The organism is Rhodoferax sp. GW821-FHT02C08, assembly GCF_059421805.1.
Genome location: NZ_JBWKVR010000002.1, coordinates 142,580 through 158,039, shown reverse-complemented (window position 1 = coordinate 158,039; position 15,460 = coordinate 142,580). Strand labels below are relative to the sequence as shown.

The window sequence follows — 15,460 nt, the reverse complement described above, 5'->3', positions numbered from 1 at the left end:
GACTCTGTAGGCGCCGGGGGCAAGCCTCGGCGGCAGAGTCATTAAAATCGGCCGATGACAAAAACCACCACGATTGCCACCCACAGTGGCACTTTCCATGCCGACGACGTTTTTGGCGTTGGCGTTTTGATGGGCGTGTTCCCATCCCATTCCCTGCTGCGCACCCGCGACAAGGCGTTGATCGCCACCGCCGACTTTGTGGTCGACGTGGGCGGTACCTGGGACGCGGCCAGCGGCCGTTTCGACCACCACCAGCGCGGCTTTGAAGGCGCGCGCCCGCCGCGGCTGGTAGACGGACAAAGCGTGCCCGGCGTGGGCTATGCCAGTGCCGGCCTGGTCTGGTCGGCATTTGGCGCCGCCTATGTGCAGGCCTGGGCCCAGACCCATGGCCACAGCTTGGACGAGGCCGCCGTGGCCAGCGTGGTAAACACCATTGACCACTCGCTGGTGCAGTACCTGGACATCGTCGACACCGGCCAGGGCGATGTGGCGCCCGGCATCTTCGGCCTGTCCAGCCTGGTGGCGCAGCTCAACACCCACTGGCTGGAAGAGCAGGGCCTGGACCTGGCCGCCAAGGCCCAGCTGCTGGAAACCCGCTTCCGCGAGGCCATTGCCATCACGCGCAAGTTTCTGGACCACGCGATCAGCAAGAAGGTGGCGCAGATCCGCGCTATGGACATCGTGCGCCAGGCGCCCCGCCTGCTGGGCGGCAAGCTGCTGCATCTGCGCGAGGGCGGCATGCCCTGGACCCGCGTGGTGGTCGATGAAATGCCCGAGGTGATGTTCGTCATCTACCCGGATTCCGACGGCAACCAGTACCAGATCAAGACCGTGCCGGCGGAAGTCGGCTCGTTCGACACCCGCATGGACCTGCCCGCCAGCTGGGCCGGCCTGCGCGACCAGGAACTGGCGGCGGTGACCGGCGTGCCCGACAGCGTGTTTTGCCACCTGAACCTGTTCATCGGCGGTGCCCGCAGCTTCGAGGGCGCGGTCAAGCTGGCCGAACTGGCACTGGCCGAACCCGCCTGATGGAAACCCCGGCTAGGCCCACACCGCTGCAGCAAGTCCGTGCGGCGGTCAAAGCCAATCTGCTGCCTGGCATGGTGCTCTGGGCCGGTCTGGTGGTGCTGACCCTGGCCTACGCCTGGAGCCCGGCGGTGCAGACGGGACTGGCGCAGTGGGGGGCGGTCAAGCAGGCCGGGGGCTACCCGATGGCGTTCGCCACCTATGCGGCGTTTGCCGTGCTGGTGCCCGAGCTGCTGGGCATTGCGCTGCTGCGCCAGCCGCTGCGCCGCACGCTGTGGGCCGATATGGCCTACGCCACCCTGGTGTTCGGCTGCATCGGCATCACCGTGGACCTGTTTTATGCGCTGCAGGTCAGCCTGTTTGGCGAAGGCAATGACGGCCTCACCATCGCCAAGAAGATGCTGGTGGACCAGTTCGTGTATTCGCCGATGACCAACTTCGCCGTCATCGCCATGTTCGCCTGGCGCGAAGATGGCTTTCGCGCCAGCGCCTGGCAGCGCATCTTCTCCGCCGACTTTTTGAGCAGCCGCTACCTGCCGCTGCTGGTCGCCCTGTGGTGCGTGTGGATACCCGGTGTGGTGGCCATCTACCTGATGCCTACCGCGCTGCAGTTCCCCGTGGCTTCGCTGATCCTGAGCTTCTGGATACTGATCTTCAAGTTCATCCGCAAGGGCTGATTGCTATTGAATTGGTAGCTGCTAGCGCAGATGGATATTGCGCTAGTGGCAGATTTCTTTCGTATATCTGCGGCCCAGGCGCCTAGGAGCGCAATGCCTGGACGAAATCGACAAACGCACGCAGCGGCGCGGGCAACTGGCGGCGGCTGGGGTAGTACAGATAGGGGCCGGAGAAGCTGGGCCACCAGGCCTGCAGCACCGGCTCCAGGGCGCCACTGTCGAGATGGGGGCGCAACCAGTCTTCGAACAGGTAGATGACACCGCTACCGGCCACGGCGGCATCCACCGCCAGTTCCACGGCCCCGCCGATCCTGACGATCAGCGGGCCGCTGGTGTCCACCTTGATGGTTTCGCCATCCCGTTCGAATTCCCAGGCCGGCATGGCGCCGCTGGCAAATTTGCCGCGCAGGCAGGCGTGGGCCAGCAAATCGCGCGGATGCTCGGGGCGGCCGTGCTGGTCCAAGTAGGCTGGGGAGGCCGCGGCGGCAAAGCGCTGCACACGCGGGCCGATGGGGATGGCGACCATGTCCTGCTCCAGCCGCTCCTCGTAGCGTATGCCCGCATCGCAGCCCTCGGCCAGCATGTCGACAAAGCTTTCTTCGGCGATCACCTCCAGCACGATGTCGGGGTAGGCGGCCAGAAATGGCGGCACGATGCGCGGCAGCACTAGGCGGGCCGCGCTGAGCGGCACATTCAGCCGTAGCGTACCGGCGGGCCGGTCCCGAAAGCTGTTGGCCACATCCAGCGCGGCCTCTACCTCGCCCAGCGCCGGGCCCAGCCGCTCCAGCAGACGGGTGCCGGCCTCGGTCAGCGCGACGCTGCGCGTGCTGCGGTTGAGCAGCCGTACGCCGAGCCGGGTTTCGAGCCGGCGCACGGCTTCACTGAGGCTGGAGGCGCTGCCGCCATTGGCCATGGCCGCGCCCCGAAAGCCGCCTGCGCGCGCCACCGCCACGAAGGCCGTCAGGTCGGCCAGGTTTGCGGTCATTGTTCGCCTTTCCGCACAACCTGTGCTGATTCAATCCCCTTATCGTACGCGGTGTTCTTCCCTACATTCGTGGCTCACCACAGGAGAACGAACATGATCGACATTGGCCAGGCCGGAACTTACACACTCGGCGACCGCAGCGTGCAGCGTCTGGGATACGGCGCCATGCAGCTCGCCGGCCCGGGCGTATTCGGGCCGCCGAAGGACCGCAATGCGGCCATCGCCGTGCTGCGCGAGGCCGTGGAAAGCGGCGTCAACCACATCGACACCAGCGACTTTTACGGCCCGCACATCACCAACCAGATCCTCCGCGAGGCGCTGCACCCTTACCGCGATGGCCTCACCATCGTCACCAAAATCGGCGCCCGGCGTGGCGCGGACGCCTCCTGGAACCCGGCTTTCACCCGCGAAGAACTGACCCAGGCGGTGCACGACAATCTGCGCAATCTGGGTCTGGATGTGCTCGATGTAGTCAACCTGCGCTGCATGTTCGGCATCTACGGGCCGGCCGAAGGCTCGCTGGAAGAACCGCTCAGCGTGCTGACCGAATTGCAGCAGCAGGGCCTGGTGCGCCACATCGGTTTAAGCAATGCCACGCCCACGCAAATCGCGCAAGGGCGCAGCATCTGCCGCATTGTGTGCGTGCAGAACCTGTACAACCTGGCGCAGCGTGCCGACGACGCCTTGATCGCCGACCTGGCCCGCGCCGGCACGGCCTACGTGCCGTTCTTCCCGCTGGGTGGCTTCAGCCCTTTGCAGTCGGCGGGCCTCTCCGCCGTGGCCGAAGCGCTGGGCGCCACACCCATGCAGGTCGCACTGGCCTGGCTGCTCCAGCGCTCGCCCAATATCCTGCTGATTCCCGGAACCTCGTCGGTCGTGCATCTGCGCGAAAACCTGGCAGCGGCCCAGCTGGTGCTGCCGTCCAGCACTGTGGCACGGCTGGACCAGATCGCTGGCGAAACCCCGCCGGCCTGATGCGACGCGGGTCGGCCAGGGCGCTTAAACTTTTGCCATGACCATCGAATCGACCTCTTCCATCGACAAACCCAATGCCCGCACCGAAGCCGCGCTGGCCCGCCTGCACAAGGCCATGCGCGACATCGAGGCCGAGATCGCGGCGCACCAGGGCATCTACCCCTTCAACTTTGGCCGGGTGACCCAGTCCGAACTGTGCCGCCGCGCCGACGTGAAAAAGGCCACGCTGCAAAACCCGGTGCACAAGGACACGACGCGGGTGGAGATCATGGCTTGGCTGGATGGGGTCAGCGCCCAGCTGGCCCAGACCCGCGACGGCACACGCGAACGCGTCACCGAGGTGGCCGATGGCCTGGCGGCCGAAGTCCAGCGCTTGACGCAGGCGCTGCAGGCGGCCGAGCAGCGCATCGCGCAACTGGAGGCAGAGAACGCCGCGCTGCAGGGCTAACTGGCAGCTCCCGATTTGCTCCTAAATAAGGAGCTGCTTGCGCAGGTACTACCTGCGCTACAGGCCTGTTTCATGTAAATCTGGCTAGAAGTGCATCGCCAGCCGTACCTGGGCGGTAAGCGGGGCGCTGGTGCGGTTGCGCACCAGGGTCTCGTGGTAGGTGTTGACCCACAGCGAGGTGTCGCGGTTGATGCGCCACATCAGCCCGGGGCCGATGCCGAGCACGCGTTCTTTCGAGTCGGCAAGCGTGCTGCCGTTGGCCTTGCTATCGCTCAGCTGCTGGAACAGGTAGCCGTTGATGCCCAGGCTGAGTGCGGGTGTGAGCGCATACGAGGCGGTGAAATTCACCCACGTGGCCTGCCCGGCCTGCGTGCTGGTGAGCGGCGCGCCGTTGAAGCTTTGCTGCGGGTTGCTGGAGGCTGGCTTGTCGTTCTTGAAGTTGTACAGGTAGTACAGCCGCCAGCTGACTTCCCAGCGGTCGGCCGGGAACAGCGTGGCCGCCCAGTACGGATTCAACGAGGCGAAGCCCGCGCTCTGGTTGATGTCGGTGTGCTGGTCGTACTTGCCCGTGGGCAGGATGGTGTCTAGGGACAGGCGCTGGACGAAGACGGGCTGGCCTTGCGCCCCCATGACTGGGTCGCTTTGCAAGAATGCGCCCACGGTGATGTCGCCCAGATCGGTGCCGCCGTCCGTCATCGACGCTCCCGGGCCAAAGCTGCTGTGGAGGGACACCAGCGGCAGGATGGCGGTAACGCCAGGGTGCCAGCCTCCAAAGCTGGTGGGTGAGGAGTAGCTGAGCTGGTTGGCCCACGAGGTGCTGTTGATCTTGGGGCTGTTGAAAGCCGCCACGTTGTTGCCGTTGTTGTCCTTGATGGCGTTCGCCGATGCGTTGCGTAGCCAGCTCAGCCAGGTCCATCCCGGCGCGCCGGAGAAACCGTCGTAAAAGCTGGTGCCGCCCAGGTTCAGGCCGGCGGGTTGGCTCACGGTAGGCACTTGGGCGGCTACGCCGGTGGCCGCCAGGGCGCTTGCCGCAGCGATCAACCAGGTGGCGTGGGCATGTTTGTTTTTCATCAATTGTCTCCTCCAGAACGCGGTAGTTCGAAGCGGGGTGCTTCGATGCCTGAAGGATAAAAATCGAGAGCCGATGCAGCTTGCTTGTGGGTGACACACTTGCCCAGGCATGCCGCGCTGTCGTCGTGGTTAACCCGGGCGCAGGATTTGGGGTCGCATTCTCATATGCTGAGACTGTGGTTTGACGCGCACCAGCGGCATGCCGAATATGCTGGAGCAGAAGAAGGAGACATATATGGCGAGTCGCACCCACGTTTCGGTAGATGCCGTCAGTCCGTCCCAGCGGCTACCGGCCTGGCACGCCTTGATCAGCACCCATGTAGGGCGTACGCCAGAGTCGTTTCGTCTGCGGGATGCCAGCCACTGGGAGCCCCTGGTGGGCCAAACATTTTCCGGCAGCCTGGAGTACGGCATGCTGGGCGGCGCGGGCTTTTGCCGGCTGACCGCAACGCCACACCGCTTCAGCCGCGCCATGGGTGCCCGGCAGGAAGACATCCCCAGTCCGCTGATGCTGTTGATGCAGCAAAAAGGCTGCGCGCTCCTGGAGCAGGACGGGCGTAGTGCGATGCTGGAGCCGGGCGACTGGTGCATCCTGGACGCCGCCCAGCCCTTTGTGGTGGATCACCCCTATGGATGCGACCAGATCATTCTGACGCCGCCCCGCCCGTCCGACCCTGCGCTGGTGGACCTGATTGCGCGTACCCGCGCATCACGCTGTGACGGGCGCACCGGTTCCTCGCGCCTGGTGCAAACCATGGTCCGTGAGGCCTATGGGCAGTTTGACCGGTTGCCGGCCAGCACCGCCAAAACCCTGGCCGATGCGATCACGGCGCTGGCCTGGCATGCGGTGCAGGAACGGTTCGCGGCCCCGGACAAGGACACGGTGCGCGACACGCAACGCAACAAGTTCAAGGCCTTTATCGACAAGCATCTGGCCGAGCCCGGTCTCTGCGTAGAGATGGTGGCGCAGGGCTGCGGCTGCTCCGTGCGCACGGTGCACCGCGCCTTTGCCGACGATGCCCTGGGCTCCGCCTCCGAATACATCTGGCAGCAGCGGGTGGCCCAATGCGCCAGCGACCTGAAGAACCCGCGCCATGCCTCCCGTTCGTTGACGGACATTGCCATGCAGTGGGGTTTTTCCAGCTCCTCGCATTTCAGCCGGGTGTTCCGCAGCAGCCTGGGGGTCTCCCCCAAGGCTTACCGCGCGGCGCCGTAATTTCAGATCGGATAGTGCCGCGGCGTGGTTTGCACGCTGAGCCAGCGCAGGTCGGTAAAGGCGTCGATACCGGCGCGCCCACCAAACCGGCCGACGCCGCTGGCCTTGACGCCGCCGAACGGCATCTGCGGCTCGTCGTGCACCGTAGGGCCGTTGATGTGGCAGATGCCGGATTCAATGCGCTGCGCCACCTGCAGCGCGCGGGCAATATCGCGGCCATAGACGGCGGCCGACAAGCCGTATGCGTTGTCATTGGCACAGCGCACGGCTTCTTCCACGCCACGGACCCGCACAATGCCTTTGACCGGGCCGAAGGATTCTTCGCTGTAGATATTCATGGCGGGTGTGACGTGGTCGATCAGCGTCGGCAGCATGAGCGTGCTGTCTGCGCGGCCACCGCACAGCAGCTGACCACCGGCCTGCAGCGCGTCGTCCAGCAGCAGATTGCAGCGGTCCACCGTGGTCTGGTCGATGACGGAGCCCAGGGCTGCGCCCGAGCCTGCTGCGCCAGGTACCAGCGTACGGGCCTTGCGGGCGAGCCGCGCTACAAATTCGTCCGCAATGCGCTCGTCCACGATGATGCGCTCGGTGGACATGCAGATTTGCCCCGAGTTGAGGAATGCGCCAAAGATGGCGCCGTCCACGGCCTGGTCCAGGTCGGCATCGTCGAGCACGACCAGCGGTGCCTTGCCACCCAGCTCCAGCACCACGGGCTTCAGGTGTTCGGCGCATTGGGCGGCGATGATTTTGCCCACCTTGGTGGAGCCGGTGAAGTTGACGCGGCGTACGGCGGGGTGTGCAACCATGGCGGCCACCACGGCGCCCGCATCGGCAGGCGCGTTGCTGATGAAGTTCACCACGCCCGCAGGCAGGCCGGCGCGGGTGAACGCATCGGCGATGGCCCGGTGGGTGGCCGGGCAGGATTCCGATGCCTTGAAAACCACAGTGTTCCCGCAGGCCAGGGGCACGGCAATGGCGCGCACGCCCAGAATCAGCGGCGCATTCCAGGGGGCGATGCCCAGGGACACGCCGGCCGGCTGGCGCACGGCCAGCGCCAGATTGCCGGGCACGTCGGAGGGGATGACTTCGCCATTGATCTGGGTGGTCAGCGCGGCCGCTTCGCGCAGTATGCCCACGGCGGTGGCGGCGTTGAAGCCGGCCCAGAGCTCGCTGGCGCCGGTCTCGCTCACCATGGTTGCAATCAGGCTGGGTAGGTGGCGCTCCAGTTCGTCAGCTGCTTTGGTCAGCATCGAGCGCCTCTCGGCAGGGCCGGTTTTCGACCAAGCCACAAAAGCCTGCTGCGCCGCGACCACCGCCGCTACGGCATCCGCAGGGCTGGCCGCCGCGGCCGTGGTGACCACCTCATGGGTGACAGGGTTGCGGCGCTCGAATGTGGCGCCCGAGCGGGCATCGGCAGATTCGCCTTGGATCAGAAGTTGGACGGTGTTCATGGGTATCTCCTAAATGGTTTTGGGGGTCGATGGCGCCCAGTCGCCGTGAAAGGTATCGCGCAGCCGGATGGGGAGCTTGATCTGCGCGACGGGGCCGGCCGTGATGTTGGCGGCGTTCAATACCACCACGGAGGCCAGCCCCGTGTCATGGTGGTCCACCACGGCCAGCAGCAGGCCTTCCGCGCCGGGAACCGGCACCAGCTGCGGCTCCTGGAAGGTGGTGGTGTCCGACAGAAACAGGGCGGTGACGCCACCCGTTTGCGTGTCCACGCGCACCAGGTGGTTCGAGCCCAGGCCGATGGGGCCCGCCACGAGCTGGCTTTTGCGCGGGTCGATGCCGCCGTAGTAGATGAAGCGGTGTGGCTGCATGGACACGCGGTCGTCGATCCGCGGCAGCTCTCCCGGTATCGGGCTCAACACACGGGATGCGAACGAGGATTCGGGGTTGTTGGCATCGAAGCTCCAGCGCGTGAGAAACGGTGCATTGGCTTCTGGATCGTGCGCGCTGCCGTCCCGTGCTGGCACATAGGGGAAAACATTGCGCTCCGATACGCACAGGTCGATGGTGATCTGGCTGCCGGTATTGAAGGCGTTGGCGACGTGGTAGGAATAGCAGGCCGGCCGGCGGAACCAGCGCATGTCCTTGACCGAGCCGTCTCGGCGCATCACCCCGATCCAGGTGTCCAGTGCACCGTCCCACATCCAGTGCGTGCCGCCGGCTTTCATGCGGTCCAGATCGCAGACCGTGGGGAAGACGGAGAAGATGACGTAGTCGCGCGTCACCGCGAAATCGTGCTGCATGGCGGCGTAGGGTGCTTCGAACCATTCTTCACGCACCAGCGCGCCATGCTTGTCGGCAACGCAGAAGGCCACGTCCTTGCTGGCATCGCCGGCCGCCTCGTAGCCAAAGAAAAGCCATTCGCCGGTTTCCGGGTCGCGCTTGGGGTGGGCGGTGACGGTGCGCGAACGCAGCTTGCCGCCGAAGTCGTGCCGGCCCTTGGTCTCCAGTGTCACCGGGTCCAGCTCGTAGGGCAGGCTGTCTTCCTTGAGCGCAAACAAGCGCCCTGCGTGCACGAAGGCGGTGGTATTGGCCGTGCCACGGTCCAGCCCGCGCACCGAAGCATGGTCGGTGTACGGGTTGCGGTACAGGCCGAACAGGGATCGGTGGGCTGCACCCTCGGCCTCGAAGCGCTGCGTGCGCACGTAGCGCATCTTGAAATCCACGCGGCCGTTGGCGAAGCCAAAGGCGCTCACGGCACCGTCGCCATTGATGTAGATGTCGTCGCCCAGCATGGGCGGGTACTGGGGGTCGGGGCCACACCGGTACCAGGTGCCTTGGAGTGCCAGGGGCAGTTCGCCCACGACCTCCAGGTCTTTGATGTGGCATTCGATACGCGAGGGCGCATTCATTCCGCTGAATTGCGGCAGGGGTGGGAACTGGCGGCTAGGGCTGGAATCGGTGGGCATGGCGAGGAATGGTGGAGTGGATGGAGAGAGTGGGTACTTGCAACTTCATGTGGGACTGAGCGGCGAAACGCTGCGAAGATGGCCCTCGTGCGCATGGCGCGAGGTCACCACCACAGACAAGGCCAGCGCGATGGCGTAGACCAGGGCGGCTGCCCAGCCCACGTTGCGGAAGCTGCCGGTCCCGATGGCGAAGGCGCCGATTGCGGGGCCCAGTGCCTGGCCCATGAAGATCGCCGCATTGGCCAGGCCGGGCAAGCGGCCCGTGGGGTCCATATCGGCCGACAGGGTCAGCAGATAGGTCAGTCCGAAGAACCACACCAGCATGGTGACGCAGGCGGTAAGCGCATACACCGCCACGTTGTTGCCGTAGACCATGAGCAGCGTCGCCACCAGGGAGCCCGCAAACCCCAGCAGTTGGGCGCTACGGTGGCTAATGCGTTGCCCCAGCATGCCTGCCACCGCTGCGCCCGCCGCACCTGACAGAACGCTGAGTCCGAGGATCATGCCGATGTGATCGGGCGCGATGCCGATGGCTTTGCCGATGCGCTCCTGGTAGATCCACAGGGCACCATGTCCGGCGAAGAGCAGCACCACCAGCACCAGCAGCAGTATGTGGTTCAGCTGCAGGGGGCTGGATGCGATAGCGCCCGCACCGCTGTTTACCGCCGCTGGCGCATGGGCAGGAATGCGTCCGCACACCAGCAGGCTCACCACACACATCACAACGAAGCCAGCAAACACGGCGGGAATGCCGTGCGCCGCAATGACCGGCGGCAATATGCCCAGTGAGATCGCACCCCACAGCAGGACGCAGATATTGAGCGTGGCAAAGGTTTTGTCTTTGTGGGTACGCAAGGTGGTGCTGGCGTAGACCACGGCCTGTGCCACGCCGCCTGCAGCGCCCGACAGCAAACGGGCCGCGCAAAACAGGGTGAAGCTATCGGCCACCATGCTCCAGGCGTTGGAGCCCAACAGAACCACCAGGGCGATGCGCATCAGATGCTGCCGGTTCTGCCGGTGCGCGCCAAAGGCCGTGATGGTGCAGGCCAGCGCCATGGACACCAATTCAATGCCAAACAGCAGGCCCATTTGCTGCAGGCTGATGCCCATGCGGTCCACCAGGGCGCCGCCCAGCACGGGCTGCATCTGTATGGTTCCCATGGCGGTCACCATGCAAAGGGCTAGCGCAAACATGGTGGTCTTGCTGTCGATTTTTGTAATAGCGTGCATAGCACTGTCTCCGTAAATGGGGTCCGGCAAGAATAGGAAATACGGCTGCATGCATCTGGCATCAGCGCGCCGGCATTGACTGAGCGTGTCAGCGCCCTCTCAGGGATTTCCCTGGCGTGATGTTCTCGGCCCATGAGGGCATGCGGCCATGCCAGGCCCGGCGCGGGAAATGTGCTTTCCAATCTCACATGTTGAGACTTTGCGTTGACGGTCTTGGGAATGGCGGCGACAGTCGCTGCACTGCTTCATCACCTCGATTGCCGCTATGCACAACCCGCCCGAACTGCAGGCCGCCCTGCACACCATCAGCTTGTATTCGCCCGATCCGCTGACCATGGCCCGCTTCTACAGCGCTGCGTATGGCATGTCGCTGGAGGCGGTGGAGGGCGGTTATGCGTGCCGCGGCCCGGGCCGCCAGGTGCAGATCACCACCGGCCCGGCCAACCAGCTGGGCTATGCCCAGTTCGCGCTGCACACGCCGGCTGCCTGGCAGCATCTGCGCCAACGCGTCCAGGCCGTGGAAGCCCAGGCTGTGCCTGCCAATTGCCCTGTCGGGGCCGTCGCCGTGCGTGACCCCGATGGCAACCGGATCGTCTTCACTGCGCCTGACGATGCCGCCTTGGCTGGCAGCCATGCCGAGCTGCCGGTGGCCACATTGCAGCATTTCGCCTTGCGTACACAGCAGCTGCCGCAGATGCTGGCCTTCTATACCGGGCAGCTGGGTTTTGTGCTGTCCGACGCTGTGCGTGATGCCGAAGGCCAGTTGCGGGCCTGCTTCCTGCGCAGCGACCATCTGCACCATGCGCTGGCACTGTTCTTTGCGCCCGTATCCTGCTTTGACCACCAGTCCTTTGAAGCACCCGACTGGGCCAGCATGAAGGCCTGGGGCGACCACATGGCCAGCCTGCGCGAGCCGATTGTCTGGGGTATAGGCCGCCATGGGCCGGGCAACGACGTGTTCTTCATGGTGCGCGACCCCGACGGCAACCTGGCCGAGATTTCCGCAGAGATCGAGCACTGCGAACCCGGCCGTCCCGCAGGTGAATGGGCCCACGAGGAGCGCACGCTCAACCTCTGGGGCAAGGCCATTTTGCGAAGCTGAGAACAGCATGCCCAGTACCAACCGCATGTTGCGCATCCTCGGCCTGTTCGCCCTGGACCGCCCGGTGATATCGCCTGAATGGCTGGTGGAAGAGCTTGGTGTATCGCGCGCCAGCGTGTACCGCGACCTCGGCCAACTGACCCGTGCGGGCATGCTCGAACGCGTGGCCGACCGGGGCTATGTGCTCGGCCCCATGGTGGTCGAGCTGGACCGGCAAATCCGCCTGACCGACCCCTTGCTAGAAGCTGCGCAAGAACTGCCTGGCAAGCTGGCCGATGAGACCGGCGGCACCATCCTGCTGTGCCGTTTCCATGCCAACAAGGTGATGTGCATCCACCAGGTCAATGGGCAGAACCCGGCCTTGTCCGTCAGCTACGAACGAGGCCGTGCCATGCCGCTGTACCGCGGCGCGACGTCCAAGATCATCCTCGCCTGCCTGCCGCCAGCCCAACTGAAGCAGCTGTGGTCCAGCGAACGCCAGACCTTGGTGGCTGCCGGGCTGCCCGATGACTACGCCCAACTCGTCGAGGTGCTGGCCGCGCTGCGGCAGACCGGCTACTGCGTGACTTCGGGCGAGGTGGACCCCGATGCGGTGGGCTTTGCCGTGCCGCTGCGCGACGGCGAGCAGCTGCTGGGTAGCCTCAGCGTGGTGATGCCCGCCGCCACCCTTACCGCAGCGCTGCGCAAAGCCACGCTGAGCCGTCTGCAAAGTGCGGCCGGCCGCATCGAAGGGCGGCTGCAAGACCAGCGCGACAAGGTGCGCGCCCAAAAAAGCAAAACGGAGACCCCATGAACGCAGCCCTGCCTTTGTCCGCCATTCCCCCCGGCATGGCCGACGAGACACATTTCCCCGTGGTCATCATTGGCGCCGGCCCTACCGGGCTGATGTTGGCCAACCTGCTCGGCCAGCAGGGCATACGCACGCTGGTGGTCGAGCGCAGCGCCGATACCGTGGGCGAGCCACGTGCCGTCACTATCGATGATGAAAGCCTGCGGACCGTGCAGGCCACCGGCTTGATCGGCGATGTTCTGCCGCAGGTGGTGCAGGGGTATGGCGTGCACTACTACTCCTGGCGCGGCAAGGAATTTGCCCGCATCGAGCCGCAGAGCCAGGAGTATGGATTTCCCAAGCGCAATGCGTTTCGCCAACAGTTGCTGGTCGGCCAGCTGCGCGATGGCCTGCAGCGCTTTGCGCATACCGCCATCTGGTTTGGCCACGAGCTGGTGCAGTTCCGCGACGAGGGCGAAGTCGGGGAGCGCGTGCATTTGCAACTGAGCCACGGCGGTGAGACTAAACACATCCGCTGCCAATGGCTGGTGGCCTGTGACGGCGGCCGTAGCCCGGTGCGCGAGCAACTCGGCATTGCGCTCACGGGCAGCACTTACGACGAGAAATGGCTGATCGTTGATCTGCTGGAACGCGACTCGGCCTTTCGCCACACCCGCACTTATTGCGACCCGGCGCGGCCGGCGATCCGCCTGCCCGGACCGCAGGGCACGCTGCGCTATGAGTTCATGCTGCATGCAGGCGAAGACCCCGACCAGGTGCTGGACGAGGTGAATGTACGGGCCTGGATACGCGCACGCAACCCGGCTGACGCGCAGCTGGCCATTGCCCGCAAGGTGGTCTATGCCTTCCACGCGCGGGTTGCCGAGCGCTGGCAATCGGGACGGGTGTTCCTGGCCGGCGATGCTGCCCACCTCACGCCACCGTTCGCCGGCCAGGGTATGAACAGCGGTGTGCGCGACGCCACCAATCTGGCCTGGAAGCTGGCCGCGGTGGTGCGCGGCGACATGGCGCCGAGCTTGCTATCCACCTATGCGCAGGAGCGCAAACCCCACGCCTGGTCGCTGATCCGCATGGCGGTGCGCATCGGTACCTTCATGCAACCCAAGTCGGTGCTGGCAGCCATGCTGACGCAGGGCGCGCTGAAGTTGTGCAGCCTGTATCGGCCGGTGCGCGACTATGTGCTGCACCTCAAGTTCAAGCCCAAGCCGCGTTTCTTTGAAGGCTTCTTTGTGCAGGGTGAGCATGCCGATGTCTTAGTGCCCGCAGGCCAGTTGCTGCCGCAGCCGCAGATGGAGCTGCCTGGGGGCGCCCATGTGCCGCTGGACGACATGCTGGGCCACGGCTTTGTATGGCTGGGCCTGGCCGATGCCCCGCTGCCCACCGCCTTCCACCTGCCCTGCCGCACCTTGCGCGTGGTGGCGCAGCAGGATGACTTTTTGCCCGCCGCTGATGGTGTGGATGCCGTGCTGCGCGACGTGGATGGCGTGCTGGAAAACATCCTGCGCAGCGCCAGTGCCCGCGCCCTGCTGCTGCGGCCCGACCGCTATGTGCTGGCCTACCTTGGCTGCGCTGGCACACCGGACCAACAGCGCCTACAGCAACTGGCCCCTTATTTCAATCGACCTACCGTTACTTTAGAAAGCGCAGCATGAAACTGATCAGTTATCTCTACCAAGACCAACCCGGCTGGGGTATGGTCACCGATGTCGGCGTGCAGCCCTTGGGCAGTGCACGTTACCCTAGCTTGCTGAGCGCGCTGCAAGCGGGCCAGCTGGATGCCATCGCCGCCGAGGCCAGTGCGGCCGTGTTGCCGCTGGCCGACATCGTGCTCCTGCCGGTGATTCCCGCACCGGGCAAGATTTTTTGCGTAGGCCACAACTACGAGGAACACCGCATCGAGACCGCACGCGACAAGACCCAGTTCCCCCTGCTGTTCATGCGGGTGGCCGAATCGCAGACGGCCCATGGCCAGGCTATCTTGCTGCCGCCTGAATCCACCCAGTTGGACTATGAGGGCGAGATCGCCATCGTTATCGGCAAGGCCGGGCGCCGTATCCGCGAGGAAGACGCATGGGAGCATGTGGCCGGCTACAGCGCTTACAACGACGGCTCCATCCGCGATTGGCAGCGCCACACCCTGCAGTTCACCGCCGGCAAGAACTTCACAGGTACCGGCGCATTTGGCCCCTGGCTGGTCACGCGCGGCGAGATCGCCGACGGCGCCGAACTGATGCTGGAGACGCGCCTCAACGGCGAACTTATGCAGCGCACCACCACCGCGTCGATGATCTTCCCCATCCCGGTGCTGATCCACTACATCTCCACCTTCACCACGCTGCAGCCCGGGGATGTGATCGTCACGGGCACCCCTGGCGGTGTGGGCGCAAAGCGCAATCCCCCCGTGTGGATGCAACCGGGCGACCGCGTCGAGGTGGAGGTCAGCCAGGTCGGCGTGCTGACGAATACGGTAGAGCGCGACCCTGGTTGAACCCGCCGGCTTGCCGGGGGCGGGCTCAGGACAGTGCCAGCGCCGTCCTGTCCACCACCCTACGCAGCACAAAGCTGGAATGCACACCGGTCACGCCCTCAATGCGCGTCAGCTTGTTCAGTAGCAAGTCCTGGTAGTGGTCCATATCGCGCACCGCCACCTTGATCTGGTAGTCGGCAGACTGGCCGGTGATCAGCAAGCACTCCAGCACCTCGGGCAATACGTCTACCGAGGCCTCGAAGTTGGCGAAGCGTTCCGGCGTGTGCCGGTCCATGGAGATATGCACCAGGGCCATCAGCGACAGCCCCAGCTTCTTCGCATCCAGCAGGGCCCGATAGCCCAGAATCAGGCCGGACTCTTCCAGCGCCCGCACCCGCCGCAGGCAGGGCGAGGGCGACAAGCCAATGCGGTCCGCCAGGTCCTGGTTGTTGACCCGGCCATCGACCTGCAGAATATCCAGAATTTGCCTGTCATACCGGTCTAAATCCATGTGTGTGCCTTGAAATTTAAGAATTTTGGCAGATTATGCTAAGA

The 15,460-nt window shown here is 65.1% G+C and carries 15 protein-coding genes; 9 read left to right on the top strand and 6 right to left on the bottom strand.

The window, feature by feature from the left end:
* Positions 1-54: 54 nt before the first annotated feature.
* Complete coding sequence (locus AC07VY_RS02960; protein WP_495096231.1) at positions 55-1,029, top strand: MYG1 family protein; 975 nt, start codon at positions 55-57, stop codon at positions 1,027-1,029.
* Positions 1,029-1,703, top strand: a complete 675-nt coding sequence (locus AC07VY_RS02955) for a hypothetical protein (RefSeq protein WP_495096230.1) — start codon at positions 1,029-1,031, stop codon at positions 1,701-1,703. The genes AC07VY_RS02960 and AC07VY_RS02955 overlap by 1 nt, the downstream gene beginning before the upstream one ends.
* Positions 1,704-1,785: 82 nt before the next feature.
* Here AC07VY_RS02955 and AC07VY_RS02950 read toward each other — a convergent pair whose 3' ends face one another.
* Positions 1,786-2,688 (bottom strand): LysR family transcriptional regulator, encoded by a 903-nt coding sequence (locus AC07VY_RS02950; protein WP_495096229.1) that lies wholly within the window; start codon positions 2,686-2,688, stop codon positions 1,786-1,788.
* Between the two features lie 93 nt (positions 2,689-2,781).
* On the opposite strand from AC07VY_RS02950, the gene AC07VY_RS02945 reads away from it, so the two are divergent.
* Positions 2,782-3,663, top strand: coding sequence for an aldo/keto reductase family oxidoreductase (locus tag AC07VY_RS02945; RefSeq protein ID WP_495096228.1), 882 nt, complete (start codon positions 2,782-2,784; stop codon positions 3,661-3,663).
* 37 nt (positions 3,664-3,700) lie between these two features.
* Positions 3,701-4,111 carry a hypothetical protein gene (locus AC07VY_RS02940; protein ID WP_495096227.1) on the top strand — a complete coding sequence of 137 codons (411 nt, stop codon included), beginning with the start codon at positions 3,701-3,703 and terminating at the stop codon, positions 4,109-4,111.
* A gap of 84 nt (positions 4,112-4,195) precedes the next feature.
* On the opposite strand, the gene AC07VY_RS02935 is transcribed toward AC07VY_RS02940, so the two are convergent.
* Entirely contained in the window at positions 4,196-5,182 is a 987-nt protein-coding gene (locus AC07VY_RS02935) for a SphA family protein (protein WP_495096226.1), read from the bottom strand.
* A gap of 235 nt (positions 5,183-5,417) precedes the next feature.
* On the opposite strand from AC07VY_RS02935, the gene AC07VY_RS02930 reads away from it, so the two are divergent.
* On the top strand, positions 5,418-6,398 hold the full coding sequence (locus AC07VY_RS02930) for a helix-turn-helix domain-containing protein (RefSeq protein ID WP_495096225.1): 981 nt from the start codon (positions 5,418-5,420) through the stop codon (positions 6,396-6,398).
* Positions 6,399-6,400: 2 nt separating this feature from the next.
* On the opposite strand, the gene AC07VY_RS02925 is transcribed toward AC07VY_RS02930, so the two are convergent.
* The 3 genes from AC07VY_RS02925 to AC07VY_RS02915 are packed head-to-tail and all read right to left on the bottom strand — an operon-like array spanning position 6,401 to position 10,546.
* A complete protein-coding gene (locus tag AC07VY_RS02925; RefSeq protein WP_495096224.1) occupies positions 6,401-7,849 on the bottom strand; it encodes an aldehyde dehydrogenase in 1,449 nt (482 codons plus the stop codon).
* Between the two features lie 9 nt (positions 7,850-7,858).
* A complete protein-coding gene (locus AC07VY_RS02920; protein ID WP_495096223.1) occupies positions 7,859-9,316 on the bottom strand; it encodes a carotenoid oxygenase family protein in 1,458 nt (485 codons plus the stop codon).
* Between the two features lie 45 nt (positions 9,317-9,361).
* Positions 9,362-10,546 (bottom strand): MFS transporter, encoded by a 1,185-nt coding sequence (locus AC07VY_RS02915; protein ID WP_495096222.1) that lies wholly within the window; start codon positions 10,544-10,546, stop codon positions 9,362-9,364.
* Between the two features lie 265 nt (positions 10,547-10,811).
* Here AC07VY_RS02915 and AC07VY_RS02910 point away from each other — a divergent pair, with 265 nt between their 5' ends.
* From AC07VY_RS02910 to AC07VY_RS02895, 4 genes are read left to right on the top strand one after another with little or no spacing between them, the layout of a single operon-like run.
* The gene (locus tag AC07VY_RS02910; RefSeq protein WP_495096221.1) at positions 10,812-11,648 is read left to right on the top strand and encodes a VOC family protein; all 837 of its coding nucleotides are present in this window, start codon (positions 10,812-10,814) and stop codon (positions 11,646-11,648) included.
* A 7-nt stretch (positions 11,649-11,655) separates the two neighbouring features.
* A complete protein-coding gene (locus AC07VY_RS02905; protein WP_495096220.1) occupies positions 11,656-12,441 on the top strand; it encodes an IclR family transcriptional regulator in 786 nt (261 codons plus the stop codon).
* Positions 12,438-14,090 (top strand): bifunctional 3-(3-hydroxy-phenyl)propionate/3-hydroxycinnamic acid hydroxylase, encoded by a 1,653-nt coding sequence (locus tag AC07VY_RS02900; RefSeq protein WP_495096219.1) that lies wholly within the window; start codon positions 12,438-12,440, stop codon positions 14,088-14,090. Before AC07VY_RS02905 ends, AC07VY_RS02900 begins: the two co-directional genes overlap by 4 nt.
* The gene (locus tag AC07VY_RS02895; RefSeq protein WP_495096218.1) at positions 14,087-14,926 is read left to right on the top strand and encodes a fumarylacetoacetate hydrolase family protein; all 840 of its coding nucleotides are present in this window, start codon (positions 14,087-14,089) and stop codon (positions 14,924-14,926) included. The genes AC07VY_RS02900 and AC07VY_RS02895 overlap by 4 nt, the downstream gene beginning before the upstream one ends.
* A gap of 25 nt (positions 14,927-14,951) precedes the next feature.
* Here AC07VY_RS02895 and AC07VY_RS02890 read toward each other — a convergent pair whose 3' ends face one another.
* The gene (locus tag AC07VY_RS02890; protein WP_495096217.1) at positions 14,952-15,416 is read right to left on the bottom strand and encodes an Lrp/AsnC family transcriptional regulator; all 465 of its coding nucleotides are present in this window, start codon (positions 15,414-15,416) and stop codon (positions 14,952-14,954) included.
* Between the last annotated feature and the right edge of the window lie 44 nt (positions 15,417-15,460).

Bases quoted from the DNA above. Each gene is read 5' to 3' on its own strand.
- AC07VY_RS02960 (WP_495096231.1), top strand. From the start codon at position 55: ATGACAAAAACCACCACGATTGCCACCCACAGTGGCACTTTCCATGCC.
- AC07VY_RS02955 (WP_495096230.1), top strand. From the start codon at position 1,029: ATGGAAACCCCGGCTAGGCCCACACCGCTGCAGCAAGTCCGTGCGGCG.
- AC07VY_RS02950 (WP_495096229.1), bottom strand. From the start codon at position 2,688: ATGACCGCAAACCTGGCCGACCTGACGGCCTTCGTGGCGGTGGCGCGC.
- AC07VY_RS02945 (WP_495096228.1), top strand. From the start codon at position 2,782: ATGATCGACATTGGCCAGGCCGGAACTTACACACTCGGCGACCGCAGC.
- AC07VY_RS02940 (WP_495096227.1), top strand. From the start codon at position 3,701: ATGACCATCGAATCGACCTCTTCCATCGACAAACCCAATGCCCGCACC.
- AC07VY_RS02935 (WP_495096226.1), bottom strand. From the start codon at position 5,182: ATGAAAAACAAACATGCCCACGCCACCTGGTTGATCGCTGCGGCAAGC.
- AC07VY_RS02930 (WP_495096225.1), top strand. From the start codon at position 5,418: ATGGCGAGTCGCACCCACGTTTCGGTAGATGCCGTCAGTCCGTCCCAG.
- AC07VY_RS02925 (WP_495096224.1), bottom strand. From the start codon at position 7,849: ATGAACACCGTCCAACTTCTGATCCAAGGCGAATCTGCCGATGCCCGC.
- AC07VY_RS02920 (WP_495096223.1), bottom strand. From the start codon at position 9,316: ATGCCCACCGATTCCAGCCCTAGCCGCCAGTTCCCACCCCTGCCGCAA.
- AC07VY_RS02915 (WP_495096222.1), bottom strand. From the start codon at position 10,546: ATGCACGCTATTACAAAAATCGACAGCAAGACCACCATGTTTGCGCTA.
- AC07VY_RS02910 (WP_495096221.1), top strand. From the start codon at position 10,812: ATGCACAACCCGCCCGAACTGCAGGCCGCCCTGCACACCATCAGCTTG.
- AC07VY_RS02905 (WP_495096220.1), top strand. From the start codon at position 11,656: ATGCCCAGTACCAACCGCATGTTGCGCATCCTCGGCCTGTTCGCCCTG.
- AC07VY_RS02900 (WP_495096219.1), top strand. From the start codon at position 12,438: ATGAACGCAGCCCTGCCTTTGTCCGCCATTCCCCCCGGCATGGCCGAC.
- AC07VY_RS02895 (WP_495096218.1), top strand. From the start codon at position 14,087: ATGAAACTGATCAGTTATCTCTACCAAGACCAACCCGGCTGGGGTATG.
- AC07VY_RS02890 (WP_495096217.1), bottom strand. From the start codon at position 15,416: ATGGATTTAGACCGGTATGACAGGCAAATTCTGGATATTCTGCAGGTC.